The following is a 16348-nucleotide window of genomic DNA, read 5'->3' as shown; positions in this document are numbered from 1 at the left end:
AATTATTAATGGTATGAGGGAATTTCCTTATCCTACACCCCTATACCAAGCAACAACGACATTGCAACGCTTGCTTAAGTAAAGTTTGATATTCTTCATCCTCAACCCGATAAGCACCAAATCTTTCCAAATGAGGATTCATCAATTGGGCATCAAAAAACACAAATTCCCTCTGACGCAATCTTTCTACCAACTTTACCATCGCCACCTTCGAGCCTTCGGGAATGCGGTAAAACATCGACTCGCCAATGAAAGCGCCACCAATGACAATCCCTAAAATTCCCCCAGCTAATTCGTCACCCTGCCAAGTTTCAAAACTATAAGCATAACCATTCTGGTAAAGTAGCAAATAAATCTCTCGTAATTCCGGTGAAATCCAAGTTGTCTCTCTGTCAGCACAGCCAGCCACCACAGCCTCAAAATCCCGATTAATCGCCACAGCAAACCGCTCTTGATTGATCACGCGCTGCAAAGACTTGGGGTAGCGAAACCGCTCATCCAAAGGAATAAAAGTCCGATCGCGACTTCCGTACCAACTCAGGCGATCGCGCTCATCAGCCATGAGAAAATAGCCTTGTGCATAGCCCTCAATAATAGCGGCGATATCATATTGCATAGATAAATATAAAAAAACACTAGAGAAACGCAATTTGATACTAACAGTCAACCTCAGCGTTCCTCTGCGTTTCCCTCCGCGTCCCTCTGCGTTAAAAAAAATGACTCAACCAATTCCACCCATCACCCTACCACCGCCTGAAAATCCGTTGCTCGAAGGTGAATGGTTACGAGAGCGTTTACAACGGTGGCTAGATACAGAATTTATCCCCGAAGCAGTCAACCAAAATATTGCTCAACGAGCCGCACAGATTTTTGTGCGTCAACGGATGGAAGGAGAAAACGACCTTGGTTCTTTGGTAATTGCCATTGTCACAGAAATGCAGTCCTATGATTTTTCCAACAGCTTTTATGGAGAGTTTGCGATCGCTAACGCCGTCAGCGATCTACTCTTAGAAAGTCTGGGAATTGATAAATGTTGTGGTCAATAATTTTGTCATTAGTCCTTTGTTATTTACCAATGACTAATGACTAATGACTCTTGATTACCAACTAGACTTAACAACTCCAGGTAAAAGACCTTCATGTGCCCATTCCCGTAGGACGTTCCGAGACAACCCAAAATCGCGGTAAACACCTCTAGAACGACCAGTCAACCAGCAACGGTTACGGTGGCGGGTGGGCGCACTATTCCGGGGTAGCTGTTGAATCTTCCGGTGAATTTCCAGTTTATCCAGAGGAGATGCTGCACTTCTGAACTCTTCTAAAAGAGCTTCCCGCTTGTCAGCATACTTTTCTATCAACCTGGTGCGCTTTTTCTCGCGCTCAATCAAGCTCTTTTTTGCCATATATTCTCTAACTTATTTAAAGACACCATCCCCTATTCTACAGTCTCCCCATAAATTATGGGCTTACTTGTGTCGCATAGGTGTCAACTTACAGCCAGGGCGAATAGAATTCGCGGCTACACAAACGAAGTCCACCTCTGTGGACTAATACAAAATCAAGGACTCTTAACCCACGTTCGCGTAGCGTTCCGCAAGGAAAGGTGGGTAAAGCCTCGTGTAGACGCGGTTTATAACCGCCCTTTTAGCTTGATCTGACACGCATACTCATGTCGCTTATCCTACAACCACTGGCTGATTAGCAGCAGGACATAAATCGGCAAGCTCACAAGCAACGCAGACGGGAGAGCGGGCTTTACAAATAGCACGACCATGATAAATCAGCCGAATTGACCAATTTTCCCAATCAGGCTGAGGCAATAAACCCATTAAATCTTGCTCAATCCGAACGGGTTCTTTTGCTTCAGTTAAACCCAAACGTTGGCACAAACGCTTGACGTGAGTATCTACTGTCACGCCGGCATTAATGCCATAAGCATGAGCCAAGACTACATTTGCTGTCTTCCGCGCCACCCCTGGAAGCTTTAACAACTGTTCCATTTGGTTGGGGACAACAGAGTTAAATTCAGTGACAATCATCCGACAGGCGGCTTGAATGTTCTTGGCTTTATTGCGATAAAATCCTGTGGAATGCACCAAACTTTCTAATTCTACTAAGTCAGCGATCGCTAAACTCTCAGCATCAGGAAACTTACCAAATAAAGCTGGTGTTACCTTATTCACCCGCTCATCAGTACATTGAGCAGAGAGAATTGTTGCCACCAACAATTGTACAGGCGTTGAGTAGTTCAAAGAGCAAGTAGCATCTGGATAAAGACGCTTCAGACGAGCTAAAATTTCTAGCGATCGCTTCCTTAAAGGTAAAAGTTTCTTTTCCCTACTCGCTATTTTCACTGGAACAATCTTTGCACCCATTCCAATTGGCTAGTTAATTGAGTAGTTTCTTTGACAATCAGAAAAATTCCTAACCCTAAGAGTAACACCAAACCGGTTTGCATTACACCTTCTTGAATCCGTGCAGGTACAGGCTTACCGCGTAAACCTTCAATCAGCAGAAAAGCGAGTTGTCCGCCATCCAAAGCTGGTAAAGGCAAAATGTTGATCACAGCCAAGTTAATGCTGATAATTGCGGCAAAAGACAACAGATTTACACTATTATCCTCAGCTAATTTTGCACCTATTTTGACAATATTAACTGGCCCAGAAACCTGTCCAGCAGTTTGTTGAAAATTGGTAATTAACTGTCCGAACCCGCTCAGAGTCCCAACAAATAATTGTTGAAATCTATTAGCAGCAATGCCGAAAATTTCCAAAGGACTATTAGGACGGCGATAAACTGCTGTAGCATTTGGAGTGAGTGCCACACCAACTACACCTTTGCCATCGGCTCCTAGTTTTGGTGTTAATTTCAGGGTTTGTTGTTGGTTTTCACGCAGAATTTTCACTTCGATTTGCTGATTAGGATGAGTTTGAATTTCTTTTGTCAGCAAAGGAGTTGACTTTTCAGAAGCCGGGAGTTCTTGACCGTTCACAGCCAGAATAATATCTCCTTCCCGAATTCCGGCTTGATAGGCAACAGATTCTTGATTAACAGGCTGTACAAGGACACCAGCTTGATAGTTTAATTCCTTGGGAATACCAACGATACCCAATTGCAGAGCCAACACCAAGTAGGCAAATATTAAATTTGCGATTACTCCAGCACTGATAACGATCGCCCTGTCTAAAACTGGACGGTTACGCAGTAGATTTGGGTCATTGGGTGGAATATCGCTATCGGGGTCATCATCCGGGAAGCCGACAAAACCGCCCAAGGGAAAAGCGCGGATAGCATATTCGGTTTGTGAACCTTGGTACTTAAGAAGAACTGGGCCAAAACCCAAAGAAAAACGGTTAACGAGAATGCCTTGAGAACGGGCTGCAACAAAATGTCCCAACTCGTGTACCAAGATCAAAACAGCCAAAACTGCGATCGCTGCTAAAACTGACATAGACTAAATTAGTGAAGATATTAAGATATGGTTATCTCCATTCTAATTGGGCATTGAGTATTGGGCATTGGGCATTGGGCATTGGGCATTGGGCATTAGTAAAAGACCAAGGACTAAAGACTAAGGAACTTCCAAATTAAAAAACATCCAAAAATCTCATCCAAAAATCCTCTCTCTTCCTCATCTATCTCTTCTTCATCTCTCTGTGCCGCGCCAGTTGCTACAACGGGGGGAACCCCCGCAACGCACTGGCTTCTCTGCGCCTCTGTGGTTCGTTTTCCTGGAAATCCCTAATGACAAATTACAAAATTTCACGTCCCAAATAAGGTTGCAACACTTCTGGTATCCTCACTGTTCCATCAGGTTGTTGATAATTCTCCAAAATTGCTGCCATTGTCCGTCCCACCGCCAAACCCGAACCATTCAGAGTATGTACGAACTGAGTACCTTTCTTCCCCGCTTCTTTGAAGCGAATATCACCGCGTCGCGCTTGGAAATCTATAGTATTAGAACAGCTAGAAATTTCGCGGTATTTACCAGAAGAAGGCAACCAAACCTCTAAATCATAAGTTTTGGTAGAGGCAAATCCCAAATCCCCAGTACTTAAATTTACTACTCTATAAGGCAACTGCAACGCCTGTAAAATTGCTTCTGCATTCCCCACCAATTTCTCCAATTCATCAAAAGACGTACTGGGTTCGACAAACTTCACCATTTCCACCTTGTTGAATTGATGCAGGCGAATTAATCCCCGCATATCACGCCCATAACTACCAGCTTCGCGGCGAAAACAGGGAGTAAAAGCACAGTGGTAGATAGGCAAATCTTCAGCAGCAAGAATTTCACCCCGATAGAGATTTGTCAGTGGAACTTCCGCTGTAGGAATTAGCCACAAGTCATCATCGGCGCATTTAAAGCTTTCTTCTGCAAACTTGGGTAACTGACCGGTCGCCGTCAAAGACTCAGTATTAACTAACAGCGGCGGACTGACTTCCACATACCCCGCTTCAGTATGGAGAGTCAGCATAAATTGAATTAATGCCCTCTCCAGTGCCGCACCAGCGCCTATCAATGTCACAAAGCGACTTTGGGCAACTTTTACAGCCCGCTCAACATTGAGAATACCCAGCTTTTCGCCAATTTCCCAGTGAGGGAGAATATTTGGATTTTGGGGAATGTATTCATCACCCCAACGGCGCACTTCTACGTTATCTTCCTCATTCTTACCAAGGGGTGTAGAGTCGCTTGGTAAATTGGGAAGTGCCAACACAAGTTGGATAATTTCAGCTTTGAGTTCTTTTTCCTGGGGTTCCAGTTCACTCAACGTAGCTTTGACAGAGTTACCTTCATCCCGCAAAGCTTGAATTTCTGGGTCTTGAGGATTGATCCCAGATTTAATCTTTTGCCCAACTAATTTACCGATTTCGTTGCTACGGGCTTGGAGTTGACTACGCCTTCCCTCAAGTTCCCGTTGTTGCCGATCTAACTGTAATATCGGTTCAATGTCGTATTTACCACTACGACTATCCAATCGTTCTTGAACTAATTGCGGATTTTCCCGTATTTGCTTGATATCCAGCACAGATTTTTCTCAGTTTTTAGCCTATTATCTTCTTGTCAAGACAGTTAACACACAAGCATCCAGCATATATTAATTTCGGTTTCCTGTGACTGCAAAAACAAAGTTTGTTTGAAAAATCAGTCTCAATTTTAATTTTTAATTGCTTATTGTGGTTTGTTGATGCGATTGAGTAGCCAAAGTGACGCCACAAGCCCTGCAAAGTGGGCTGAGACAGTGTTGGTGTTTGCCTGTACTACAAGCATATCTAGACCGCTAATAATTCGGGTGGGGTCAAAAAATTGGGTAGTTATCGCTTGAGGCGATATGGATCTTGCTACCAGCGTTCCAACGATCGCTTGCGCCCCTAAAAGAGTCACCAGCGTTCCCCCTAAATTCACCCACACCCCTAAGCGTAATACTTGTACAGTCTCGCTTTTCCGAGGGCGGTTGCTGGCATTAGAGGATTCCAATTGCTTGCCAATTCGAGTGTAACGGTAAGCTAAATAAATGCCCCCACCCAAAACAACCAGTCCGCAAATTGCTAAAAACACGCCAAAGCCAGTCCCCGGATTATTACTAGGACTGCCAGTTTTTTGATTAAAGACGGCGAACAGCAGCACAATTATGCTAGAAACAACGCCTAGTACTAGCTGAATCCAGAAGCTAATCCAACCTGTCAGGCGAAAAGTTTGGGCAATTGCCCTAAGAGTTGAGGAAGATGATGGGGCATCGGGAGTTTGTGACATAGTTATTATCAATATGCTGGGCGCTTAATTAAGGGAAGCGGGGAAACGGGGATATGGAGAATTCTTTACCCGCGTCACCGCGTCTCCCCCTTTCCCCGTCTTTTTTGCCCCGCCTTTGGGTCTTCTTTGATAAATTTACTATCACACTTGCCATAACAGACAAGAAATTCTCTTGTCGAGGAAATCAGTAATAGTTACTACTTAAGTGTTTACACTGGCGTAGGAGCTTTAACCCAGACATATCCCATAGCCTAAGCTTGGAGAATTTGCATTGGGAAAATCACTGTAAAAAAAGTGTTTATTAACATTTACAGACAAAATAGCATTTTACCTGTAAAATTTCTTCGATGGCATTTTATTGCTTAAGCGGTTCTAATCAGTTCGGCATCACTTGACACCAAGATAGTGAGTTCGCCACTGTCTGTTCGCTCCTCACCACACCGTATCGAGCTTGAGTCGGGGTACACTGTTTTGTGCCCCGAAAACTCCCAAACTCGTCCCACAACTTTATCGGCGTGGGTAATTATTTGGTGTTTACGCAATGGATATCTAGTCTAAGTAGCTTTATCTGTATTACTGACTTACCAGTAGCACTGTATACTGACTAAAAGGATTGTAGACCTTACCCTAAGGCATTTTTTTAGCCATTCATTAACCATGAAACTTGAGGATATATATCAATTTTTTGAGAATCCTCCGCCAACTTACCTTTGTCAGGAACTAGCAGTTTGTTACATACTGTCTGTTTTATTACAAGGTGAATCCTACGGAACCGAGTTGATCGAGCAATTAGAAACTGAATATCCCATCTATCGGCTTTCAGATACCGTACTTTACAGTGCAATCAAATTTCTGGAAGACCAAAGGGCAATCACTGGATATTGGAAGAAACTCGAAGGACGGGGACGCCCCAGGCGGATGTACCAAGTTTCTCCCGAATGGCAAGTTCAAGGACAGGATTTAGCTTTTCTTTGGCAAGACTACATTAATGGGAGGACAAAGTAATACCATTTTGGATTTTGGATGAGTCCCTGGTAATCGCTTTTTGGCACTCCATTTGTCGCAATCATTGTTCAAATTGGTATAACGAATAATTGATAATGAATAAGTCTCCTCCAGTCAAACACTAACAATTAGTTATGGATACTGCTATTCTGCCATCTACATTCCTGCTAACCTTGTTGTTATCGGTTGGGCTGTTTTTCTTTATTCGTGCCTCGACTAAAGACCGCACAGAAATAGCGCAACTGGTATCTGAGCAAGATGAAGCTGCTTTAATGTCTCAATTAAGAGAGTATTTTCGATCGCGGTCTTACCGAGTGGCAGCGGTAAACCGAGAACAAAACCAGGTGACTTTTGAAGGTAATGTTCGCCCCAGCTGGTTCTTAGCTATATTTCTAACTTTACTGGCAGCGACTGGGATTGTTTGTCTATCTCTGGTTGTATCCCTGCTTTTTCCTAGCCTTAGTACCCTTGTTCTGGCTATGGTAGTGCTGTCACCTTTAAGTGGTCTATTTTATTGGCAAAAATCTGGAAGACTTGAGAAGGTGTCGCTCAAAGTAGAAACAACTCAGAGCGAACAAACCTCCTCAAGTAAGATCACTGTAGCTGCCCATCGAGATGAACTCAGTGAGTTACAGAGGACTCTACAGCTAAAGCCTGGGAAATAATTGTTGCTTTTTATGACCATCTTTTAACTATGATATGCAGACTTCTGACCTAACCTACTCTTTAGGCAATGGAAAGTAGGAAGGAGGAAATCAAGACTGCTGCTTTGTCAATCTTCCCCACGACTTGTATCGTGGGGAAAAAATTTAAATTCATTAACTTAAATCTGTTGACAGAGCTTGCCTAACAATCTACGGCATCAGAGCGCAACTTCACTAGCGCTTTTAAAGGCGCTTGGCTCTATACCCAATCCCTTCTGCATCATCAAAATAGCATCAACCCATGCAATCTAGCGTGGTTTGAGACAAGTTTACTTTCCAACTACCTGGACTAGATTTACTGGCAATCAGCTACAAACTAAAAAAAAATTAAATTTTGCATAAACTTAGCAATTTTGCCAGTTAATTATAGTCAGGAGCCACATTCAATGCCTAAGATGACCATTTATGGTTCACCGACTAGCTAAGGCAAGAGGTTCTTGACCTGGTGAAGGTTCTAACACCCTCAAACTAGGAAACAAGAAATGGTTTTCCTCTACGTATTGAGCACCAAACAGTCCCTTTTCTGCCCAGAAATAACGATCTGTTGTGTGTTCGTTTCGCTTTACGAGTAGCAACGCCGGTGGCAAAATACCTTCAGCTTGAATGAATCTTCTCGCTGCTGTCACAGGCTTTTCTTCGCCACTCTCGATGCTATATTGAGGCACATGTTCCAAAATGCGCCGTCCCTCTTGACGACGGCGACTCTTCCTTTTGCGTCTCCTTGCCAATCTATTGTCCTCCTCTTTCAAGCTATAGATTGTAGTAATAGCTACAAAATCCGTCGTCATTATATAGGTTCTAGTTCAAAATATCAATAGTTTTTAACCTTTTAATATAAGAAAGTTAATATCTTTGAAGATAGACAAAACAAAATCACCTAAGAACATAATCCCCTGGTAGAAACCATCTCTAAGAAAATTTTAGTTAAGCTTTATTGAATGAGTGAGGTAAAAATTAAGTATCCTCTCTTACATCATGCCTCAAAATCTATAATCTTGAGCAAAAGCTAAAAAATGTTAATGTCTGCCAGTTCCGATTTTCTTGCTCTGTGTCGAGAGCAAATAGCGCTGCTAACCCAAGGGCTGGGAGCAACTTTAAGTATTGTGTACTTAACACAAGAGTTGGTAGAAACTGCTTCCGGCGATGCAAAACTTATTCCTGTGGTGATTTACCCAGAAACAGCATTATTACCGCCAGGGGATGAAACTGCTGAGGTGACAACATACAAGCAACTTCAAATTGGAAACGCCTTTATATTACCCAACGATCAGAGAAGATTATTAACAGCAGGGTCAGAATCTCCAACCTCGCCACGGGAGTCGGAAATACCAGATGCTTCTCAACCTCATCTAAAAGAGGAATACCTAGTTAGTGGCAACCAAATTGTTTTACCTCTGGTCTATGAAGGTGTGATGATGGGGTTACTGGTGACGGGTAGGAAAGACCGGGCATGGAATGAACATGAGGAAAGTCAGATTCAACGGATAGCCCAAACACTGGCGATCGCTTGTATTTTAGATCAGCGCCGAGCATGGTTTGAACAGCAGTTGCGTGAGCAACAAATTCTCCAAGAAAAACAGCGTGACTTGCTAGATAACCTGTTGCATCAGTTTCGTAACCCCTTAACGGCGTTGCGGACTTTTGGTAAACTGCTATTGAAGCGACTACGACCAGCAGACGCTAACCGAGATGTGGCAAGTAGTATTGTCAGGGAAAGCGATCGCCTCCAAGAATTGCTGCAACAATTTGAGCAAGTAATTGACTTGACAGAGGCAGATTTAGCACCACTACATCTGGCGGAAGATGAAGTATTTGTCGAAGCAACTATTCAAAAATCCGCTAAACCGCCACTATTATTGCCAGGAACGGGAGATAAAGCAGTTGACTGCTCCCTAGCAGATATATTAGAACCATTATTAATATCAGCCAAAGCGATCGCCCAAGAGCGAAAGCTAAAACTAATAACTGAAATTCAACACAATTCACCCCTAGTACGTGCCAACGTCAAAGCATTACGAGAGGTGTTGACTAATATTATTGATAATGCATTGAAATATACTCCCACTGGGGGCAAAATTTTGATCCAGGCGGGGACAGAAAAAGCTAATTTTCAGGGAATTATCATCAGTGACAACGGGCCTGGTGTTCCACCCCAGGATTTAGAACATCTTGGGGAACGGCATTATCGGGGTGTACAAGCGCAAACAGAAATCCCCGGCACAGGTTTGGGGTTAGCGATCGCTAAACAATTAATAGAACTTATGCAGGGCGAAATCGAGATTTTCAGCCCTGCAATCAACTCCAAGCTAACTTCAGCCGATGCGCCGGGGACTACCTTTATTATTTGGTTGCCGGAAGTTGGAAAATAGTCATTAGTCATTAGTCATTAGTCATTAGTCATTAGTTACCAATGATTAAATTCAATATGGCGAGTTAATTGCTGAAGTTTGACACGACATAAGGCGAGTTAATTGCTGAGGCTTGATTAGAACTAACCAATGCTTGGTAGATAAAAGCTGCTACCTGGGCGCGAGTAGCATTTGCGGTTGGATTCAGTAACTTTACATTAGGATAGTTCACCACAATTTGCTTTTCAGTTGCTGCGGCGATCGGGCTACGGGCATAGCTAGCGATATTAGAGGCATCGTTAAAGTGTTGCAGAGTGCTTTTGGTATTGCTGCCAGGAGTATATCCCAAACCGTTGGCTAGGGAAACCAAAACCTGCTCGCGGGGAATAGCCTGATTAGGCTCAAAGCGATTACCAGGATAACCAGATAAGAAACCAATGCTATAGGCTTGCCCAATGGCACTCGATGCCCAATAGTTGCTGGGCACATCACTAAAATTGATCGCCTGCCGTTGCTGTGCTTTTTGGAAAGCTTTGTTTACCATCGCGGCAAATTGAGCGCGTGTCACCGGTTCTTCAGGACGGAAGCTACCATCAGGAAATCCAACAATTACACCTAGCTGTGACAATTGTTGAATAAATTGTGCCGCCCAATAGTTAGATGAAACATCAGAGAAAGTAGTTTGAGTAGTTTGAGCCGTTTGAGCGGTTTGAGCTACAGATTGCTGAGAGCATCCCACTTTGATGAGTTCCTCTTGCAAAGTATAACTCACTGTCCCACAAGCAAAAGCTGCCAATTTAGGCTCTACATAAGTCCGCCTTGGTGGATTTTGTTTATCTAGACGCGTCCAATCGTCAGATATTTTTTGTAGAGTGGGATGCTTACTTAAAAACTCTGAGTCCGCAACAATATCGTGAGGACCCTTAACACTTATCTTAGAAGTATTCATGTAGATATTATAATCATAAGTAACGTTTTGGTTTCTACTGCTATCATTAACATCCTTACCAGGAAAAGCATAGAGAATATTGTTTAGAATTCTCACGTCAGATGACATCCGAGCAAATATTTGCCCTCCTGGAATTTCTGGACTCTGATTATTTAAAACGGCTGTGTTATTTACAATATCAACATGATCGCTTATAAATGCATGAATACCCGATCCACCATTATTAAACGTCAGATTGTTTTTAACTAAAGTCCGTCCTTTATATGCACCCAATTCGGGGTTGTTCTGATTTCTTGAACTATCGATAATAATCCCATTCCCGTCTGTGATCTTTCCAACTGCAATCCAAGGGATGTACATCCGATTGTTGTAGGTCTTGTTGTTGGTGACAAACATCTTATATCCCTGGTTGTTGTCAAAATTCCAATTGCTCAACATCGAAATGCCACTACAACCATAAACGCTGTACCAAGCATTATTGAACACCACGTTATTATCTACTGTCACATAGTCCGATTGAATCGCTGAAATGCCTCCACCTCCACAATCGTGTACCTTGTTGTTGAGAATACGTATGTGGTGACTATGACCATTTTTTCGTCCATCCAGGCTGATGCAGTTTCCGCTCGTCAGGGGGTTTAGTTTGTTAGTCTTCTGACTCATGGCATAATCAAGGGTTATATTGGCATTGTTTCCCATAACCTCCAGCCCGTTGATCTCGATATATGAAGCTCCATTGGAAATCTCGATGCCGTTCCATGTATTATGCTGAATTTTTGGGGAATTCCCAGGATATGCTTTATACCTAATCCATGCATTTGCAGTTCCAGAACGTTTAATACTTACTACACTCCCAGCTTTGGGTGAGTTTGTGTATAATCCGTTCATAATCAATACTGTATCGCCAGGGCTGGTAAGGTCTGCTGCCTTTTGAATTGTCCTAAAAGCGGATGAAGTAGAGAGTCCGCTATTACTATCGTTTCCAGTACCACTAACATAGTATGTTTTCGGTGTTGAATTGGCACTGATTAGCTCGCGGCTAGATAGGATCATTTCTTTGTTAGTGGATACCTGACGGGCGTTTTCAACTACCGATATTTTTACTTTTTCTCCCTGAGCTAAAAGACTTAATACTACGGGAATTGCAAGATATGCGCTTAAACCGAAACCTTGAATTAACACAAGAAAAGGCTCCTTGATCGCCACTACTTCATAAAAGTATCAGGATATTACGTAATTTTGAATACTCTTTTGGATAGAGAATACAATAGAATGGACTTTTCTAACTCCCCCCAGAGCGCAATTAAATAATTATTCCAATAAATAATATCGATACCAAGTAAGACGATACAGAGATAGAACAGTTGCTGGAAAATAGATTTTTCATGGTTAAAATGAAGGCGATCGCACACTATAGTGAAAGTAGCGATCGCCTGTCATGGGTGATTTTAATCACAACTTGAATAGAGTTAAATCTAGTAGCGGGATGATGGTACTAAATTCAAATTAGAACTCAGTGTGAGCTTTAAATCCTGTGCAGGTCTGAGGACAAAGACATTTGCTTCTTTTTTCCGCAACAGGACACTGGCACCCGCACCCGCAGCAGCACCGAGAACAGGTTTTAAATCGTCAATTCTGCGATTACCAGTAAGTAGTGAACCTAAAAGACCAGCACCCCCACCAATAGCTGCATCAGTTAAAACCTGATTTGTGCTGGGTCCCTGTGTAACTTTTTGAGTTGTGGTATATGTCCGAGAACTTGCATTAATTGACTGACGCTGACCATTAGAAAATTCTAACTCTTGGGCTACAAACCGCACGCCTTTTCCTTGGTTCTGATCTGTATTTCTGGAATAATTATCTAAATCAACAGATTCTAGCCGTCCATTTACTTTCGTACCAGCAGGAATCAAGACATTTCTATTTCTGTCGATAATATCGTTGGCTATTCTCAAGGTTAGAGATTTACTTTCTCCAGGAGCAATAGTAATTGTCTCCTTTTCGTAGGTAACAGGAAAAGCAACCCCAGAAGGAATAGTAACGTTTCCGTATTGCCCAGTTCGGTCTTGCCCAATTCTATATTGGGCATTAGCAGGAGCCAAGGCCAATAGAGGGCTAATGACGCTTGTAGTAATGGCGATTGCCATAAGTGCAGAAGTTCCAGATTTCCATTGATGTAGGCGTGTCATCAGAGGGTCGTCCTTTGTGTATGTGATGTATTTAATGACGGCGATTCACTGAGTTTGTTTCTGACCGTTTTTGAACCTGTCTATAAGCGTATTCCGAAGATAAAAGTATTGATTATAGGACTACTATTTGATTTTTAAAAAGATACGTAGGGTGTCTTAGCCACAGCGTAACGCACCATTCGTAAGGATTTGGTGCGTTACAGATTTCATCCTAACGCACCCTACAGTTTTATAGCTTTTACTGAGATGGCAAAGTTCTTAGTAATAAAGTAATTTAGGCAATTTTGATTCTAGGCATATTGGAGCCTTTTGCTTAAGCATTATCTACTATTGTCTAGAGCATTCAAAATAGTTTTAATGCTGATTTTATTTTTTGGAAGTCCCTTATTTCAAGCGATCGCTCGTACTAATGGTGTCTTAAGTATTTTTACTCTGTGAAAGTTAATAAAGGACTTTATTGTTTGCGTAGACACTTATATACAACAAGAATATAGTTGGATACTCAGAGTGGCTAAAAGCGCTGATTTTCCGTTTGATATCGAACAGGCTTGAAAAAATAAAGTTGGAAACTCTAATCCAATTTGTCTTCTATAGCGGTTCTCAGTTGACTGCAATACAGACCTAACCCCCAGCCCCTTCCCTTCTAGCGTTGGGGAGTAATATTCAAAGCCTCTCTCCTTTTAGGAGAGAGGTCAAACTGTATTGCATCCAAGCGAGAACCGCTATATCTGGCCTTCGCTGCAAATATTGAAAACCAACCTAATTTTTTACATTTGCTGAATTAACTGCGGTTTTTTTGAGTCTTTCTATCCGGCGTTGGAGAACATCTGCACGTCCTGAATCCCCAAGGAAAATATAGCCTACTCTTGCTTGGCTATAATATTCCAACGCTTGCTTAGGGTAATTAATCGCTGCATATATTTGCCCTAAACTATACTGAGCTAGTGTCCAATCTTCTATATCTTCTAATCCCTGAACTGAGTCGATCGCTTTGAGATAATTGGCTTGTGCTAAATGGACAAGCCCAGTTTGCCAGTAGAGATCCCCTAGAGTACGGTAAATTAGAGGGTATTGCTTTCCTTGTTGAATTAAAGATTCTAGAATCGCGATCGCTTCACCAGTTAAACTATATGTCTCGAAAGTATTGGCAGGCAATTTATAGGCTGAAATAACAGATTGAGGTAAGACGTAGTTACCGTAAAAATTCGCCAAACTTAAAGCAGATGCTTCGCTACTCAAAGGAGTAGGAGAAACTTTAGCAGCTTGCGCTTTTACTAAAGCGGCTTCAGATTGACGTAAGATAAGAAACTCTAGGTTAGATGCCTTTTGCTGACGATTGGGGGCAATATCCTCCTGAGAAGATTTTCCCGTATTGGTACGTACAATCAGAGAATAAGATAGTCCAGCCTCTAAAGGTTTACCAGCATAGATTACCTGATTTGCCTTGGTTTTAGTTTTCCACATTAAGCCTTTTATCCCTGTTACCTCAACACTGTATTCTGTAACTCCAGATACAGGGTTCCAGCGGAGTAGGGGAGTAACACTCAGCAATAGAGCATGGCGGGGAGTAATTAGATAGGGAATAGAAGCATCAACTCCACCCAATGTTTCCGCAGCTTGAGAACCTCTGGACTCTGCATTTGCCCAGTTAATACAAAGGGAACCCATACCTGATACTACTCCTGCTCTTACCACTACAGGGTTACTGACTCCGGGACATTGGAGAGCAACTCTAACTCCAATGTCTGGAAAAATTTGATCGCCTTGATATAACTCCGTTGCAGGGCGAACAGGAAGCCAATCTGTTCGTTTTTCGCGTTGGACTCTCACCTTACCTTTGCCAGCAATAGATTGGATGCGGGCAGTTTGGGCAATTGCAGATAATGGCAGGGTGATGATTGCCAATGCTAGTGCCAAGACTGTGAATTTTGAAGTTTTCCCGTTATGCATCATTTATCTGTCTCCTGGGGTGTTAAGCGCTTTTGAGCGATCGCAGCCCATTCATCTTGTTCAGGAATAGTAATATTGGCATACTGATTGCAAGTTTTCCATTGTGCCAACGCGCCTTTTTGATCTTTCTGAGCTTCCATAACTTGTGCTAAGAGGCAATGAGGAGCAGCAATTTCATAATTTTCTAGCTTTGTAGGAGATTTTAAGTCGATTGCTTGTAATAAATTTGCTTCTGCATCTGGGTAGTTTCCTTGCTTGAATCTTGCCCAACCAAGATTTTTGAGAACTGCATATTTAGTTTCCGTATCCAAGGGTTGTTTTTTATCTGTATCTAATGCTTTGAGTAATAAAGAAACCGCAGCAGTATATTCTTTTTTCATAATGTTGAGTCGTGCCAAATTATTGGTAGCCGCAGGAATACCCCCTTGGATAGCTAGTTGATATTGGGGACGAGCTTGATCTATAAGTTGTAAGTCTTCGTAAAGTAAACCTAATTGAAAATGTGCTTGAGCATCATCGGCATTGAGTTGAATTGCTCGTTTAAATTGTGATTCAGCACTACTCCAATCACCGTTTCTACGGCTTTCAATTCCGGGATTTGTATAAAAATGTGTGCCAATTTGTGGTAAAGATTGGCGAAGACTAAAGAAGATACATACTACTATTAAAGAACCGAATGCACCTAGCTCATGCCAATACTTTTCTGGGATATTAATAGCTTTGAGAAAGCTTTTGAGGGCTTCTTGTCCAGCTTTTGTCAGTGCGCCGCCTGCTACTAAAAGGGTGAGAACGCTTTGGGCGCTGACTGTAAAGGCTCCAAAGGAATCGGGGCTACCTGTGAGGAAGCGGGGGGCAATATCACCCATTAAGCCGAGGGAAACAGTGAGGAAGGTAACAGAAACAGCACTCCATAGCCAATCGAGGCGATCGCTCCACGGTGTTGTGGGAGCTTTGAGAAACTACCACCAATAGGTTTCTTTGGGGCTAAAGCTGGCTCGCCAATCAGCAGATTGAGTAAAAGGTGCGATCGCTCCTGCTTGTTTTCTCAAGGTTTCATCAAGGTGGCTAAGTTTTTCTAAGCTTTCGCCAGAGGGAGGGGCTAATTCTGGTGAGGTTTTGATGATTTCTAGTACAGCTTGTAGGCGATCGCGCTTAGTCAGTACTTCCAAAACAAGAGCAGGAATAGATTGATTCTCAGCGACAGTTATATTTACAGGTGTTATTGAGGATACCACATCTGATGAATTACCTGTGTTTGGTGTCTTAGCTTCTACAGTGGAATGTAACTTGGTATCAGCAGGCTGTTCGGTATTCTCAGATTTAGGCGGAGTGACAGCAGATGGTGTTGCTGGCTTTGTCGCTTGCAGCAATTTTTGTAAAACAGTAGCATATTGTTCAATTGCCTGTTCTAGGGTTGTTGGAGAGATGTTTGATTCGGGCATAAT

The 16348-nt window shown here is 42.5% G+C and carries 15 protein-coding genes and 1 pseudogene; 4 read left to right on the top strand and 12 right to left on the bottom strand.

Annotation, left to right across the window (positions count from 1 at the left end):
• Positions 1–40: 40 nt before the first annotated feature.
• Positions 41–616, bottom strand: a complete 576-nt coding sequence (gene aat / locus V7K97_RS19380; RefSeq protein ID WP_334802623.1) for a leucyl/phenylalanyl-tRNA--protein transferase — start codon at positions 614–616, stop codon at positions 41–43.
• Positions 617–716: 100 nt separating this feature from the next.
• On the opposite strand from aat, the gene V7K97_RS19375 reads away from it, so the two are divergent.
• Positions 717–1046, top strand: a complete 330-nt coding sequence (locus V7K97_RS19375; RefSeq protein ID WP_012410384.1) for a hypothetical protein — start codon at positions 717–719, stop codon at positions 1044–1046.
• Positions 1047–1100: 54 nt separating this feature from the next.
• Here V7K97_RS19375 and rpsN read toward each other — a convergent pair whose 3' ends face one another.
• From rpsN to V7K97_RS19350, 5 genes are all read right to left on the bottom strand, one after another.
• Positions 1101–1403 carry a 30S ribosomal protein S14 gene (rpsN, locus tag V7K97_RS19370; protein WP_292724399.1) on the bottom strand — a complete coding sequence of 101 codons (303 nt, stop codon included), beginning with the start codon at positions 1401–1403 and terminating at the stop codon, positions 1101–1103.
• A gap of 273 nt (positions 1404–1676) precedes the next feature.
• Positions 1677–2375, bottom strand: coding sequence for an endonuclease III (gene nth, locus V7K97_RS19365; protein ID WP_334802622.1), 699 nt, complete (start codon positions 2373–2375; stop codon positions 1677–1679).
• Positions 2351–3451 (bottom strand): RIP metalloprotease RseP, encoded by a 1101-nt coding sequence (gene rseP, locus V7K97_RS19360; RefSeq protein WP_334802621.1) that lies wholly within the window; start codon positions 3449–3451, stop codon positions 2351–2353. The genes nth and rseP overlap by 25 nt, the downstream gene beginning before the upstream one ends.
• Before the next feature lie 301 nt (positions 3452–3752).
• Positions 3753–5033 carry a serine--tRNA ligase gene (gene serS, locus V7K97_RS19355; protein WP_334802620.1) on the bottom strand — a complete coding sequence of 427 codons (1281 nt, stop codon included), beginning with the start codon at positions 5031–5033 and terminating at the stop codon, positions 3753–3755.
• A 143-nt stretch (positions 5034–5176) separates the two neighbouring features.
• On the bottom strand, positions 5177–5758 hold the full coding sequence (locus tag V7K97_RS19350) for a DUF3611 family protein (protein ID WP_334802619.1): 582 nt from the start codon (positions 5756–5758) through the stop codon (positions 5177–5179).
• A 657-nt stretch (positions 5759–6415) separates the two neighbouring features.
• Between V7K97_RS19350 and V7K97_RS19345 the strand changes: the two genes are divergently transcribed.
• The gene (locus V7K97_RS19345; protein WP_334802618.1) at positions 6416–6763 is read left to right on the top strand and encodes a PadR family transcriptional regulator; all 348 of its coding nucleotides are present in this window, start codon (positions 6416–6418) and stop codon (positions 6761–6763) included.
• A 134-nt stretch (positions 6764–6897) separates the two neighbouring features.
• Entirely contained in the window at positions 6898–7428 is a 531-nt protein-coding gene (locus V7K97_RS19340; protein ID WP_334802617.1) for a cofactor assembly of complex C subunit B, read from the top strand.
• 449 nt (positions 7429–7877) lie between these two features.
• Here the strand turns inward: V7K97_RS19340 and V7K97_RS19335 are convergent, their stop codons facing one another.
• Positions 7878–8195, bottom strand: coding sequence for a DUF3155 domain-containing protein (locus tag V7K97_RS19335; RefSeq protein WP_041566316.1), 318 nt, complete (start codon positions 8193–8195; stop codon positions 7878–7880).
• 285 nt (positions 8196–8480) lie between these two features.
• Here V7K97_RS19335 and V7K97_RS19330 point away from each other — a divergent pair, with 285 nt between their 5' ends.
• Positions 8481–9836: a GAF domain-containing sensor histidine kinase gene (locus V7K97_RS19330; RefSeq protein ID WP_334802616.1), complete on the top strand. Its 1356-nt coding sequence runs from the start codon at positions 8481–8483 to the stop codon at positions 9834–9836.
• Between the two features lie 79 nt (positions 9837–9915).
• On the opposite strand, the pseudogene V7K97_RS19325 reads toward V7K97_RS19330, so the two are convergent.
• The 5 genes and pseudogenes from V7K97_RS19325 to V7K97_RS19305 form a co-directional block, all read right to left on the bottom strand.
• A pseudogene (locus tag V7K97_RS19325) lies at positions 9916–10560 on the bottom strand (S-layer homology domain-containing protein); the annotation flags it as partial.
• Positions 10561–12239: 1679 nt separating this feature from the next.
• A complete protein-coding gene (locus tag V7K97_RS19320) occupies positions 12240–12953 on the bottom strand; it encodes a conjugal transfer protein TrbI (protein ID WP_334802615.1) in 714 nt (237 codons plus the stop codon).
• Between the two features lie 759 nt (positions 12954–13712).
• A complete protein-coding gene (locus V7K97_RS19315) occupies positions 13713–14906 on the bottom strand; it encodes a tetratricopeptide repeat protein (protein WP_334802614.1) in 1194 nt (397 codons plus the stop codon).
• Entirely contained in the window at positions 14903–15769 is an 867-nt protein-coding gene (locus V7K97_RS19310) for a tetratricopeptide repeat protein (protein ID WP_334802613.1), read from the bottom strand. The genes V7K97_RS19315 and V7K97_RS19310 overlap by 4 nt, the downstream gene beginning before the upstream one ends.
• A gap of 93 nt (positions 15770–15862) precedes the next feature.
• On the bottom strand, positions 15863–16345 hold the full coding sequence (locus V7K97_RS19305; protein ID WP_334802612.1) for a hypothetical protein: 483 nt from the start codon (positions 16343–16345) through the stop codon (positions 15863–15865).
• Positions 16346–16348 lie beyond the last annotated feature (3 nt).

The organism is Nostoc sp., assembly GCF_036917815.1.
Taxonomy (GTDB): domain Bacteria; phylum Cyanobacteriota; class Cyanobacteriia; order Cyanobacteriales; family Nostocaceae; genus Nostoc.
This window is presented reverse-complemented; position numbering and strand designations above follow the sequence as displayed.

Coding starts and splice junctions, on each gene's coding strand:
- aat (WP_334802623.1), bottom strand. CDS start 616: ATGCAATATGATATCGCCGCTATTATTGAGGGCTATGCACAAGGCTAT.
- V7K97_RS19375 (WP_012410384.1), top strand. CDS start 717: ATGACTCAACCAATTCCACCCATCACCCTACCACCGCCTGAAAATCCG.
- rpsN (WP_292724399.1), bottom strand. CDS start 1,403: ATGGCAAAAAAGAGCTTGATTGAGCGCGAGAAAAAGCGCACCAGGTTG.
- nth (WP_334802622.1), bottom strand. CDS start 2,375: ATGGGTGCAAAGATTGTTCCAGTGAAAATAGCGAGTAGGGAAAAGAAA.
- rseP (WP_334802621.1), bottom strand. CDS start 3,451: ATGTCAGTTTTAGCAGCGATCGCAGTTTTGGCTGTTTTGATCTTGGTA.
- V7K97_RS19350 (WP_334802619.1), bottom strand. CDS start 5,758: ATGTCACAAACTCCCGATGCCCCATCATCTTCCTCAACTCTTAGGGCA.
- V7K97_RS19345 (WP_334802618.1), top strand. CDS start 6,416: ATGAAACTTGAGGATATATATCAATTTTTTGAGAATCCTCCGCCAACT.
- V7K97_RS19340 (WP_334802617.1), top strand. CDS start 6,898: ATGGATACTGCTATTCTGCCATCTACATTCCTGCTAACCTTGTTGTTA.
- V7K97_RS19330 (WP_334802616.1), top strand. CDS start 8,481: ATGTTAATGTCTGCCAGTTCCGATTTTCTTGCTCTGTGTCGAGAGCAA.
- V7K97_RS19320 (WP_334802615.1), bottom strand. CDS start 12,953: ATGACACGCCTACATCAATGGAAATCTGGAACTTCTGCACTTATGGCA.
- V7K97_RS19315 (WP_334802614.1), bottom strand. CDS start 14,906: ATGATGCATAACGGGAAAACTTCAAAATTCACAGTCTTGGCACTAGCA.
- V7K97_RS19310 (WP_334802613.1), bottom strand. CDS start 15,769: ATGGGTGATATTGCCCCCCGCTTCCTCACAGGTAGCCCCGATTCCTTT.
- V7K97_RS19305 (WP_334802612.1), bottom strand. CDS start 16,345: ATGCCCGAATCAAACATCTCTCCAACAACCCTAGAACAGGCAATTGAA.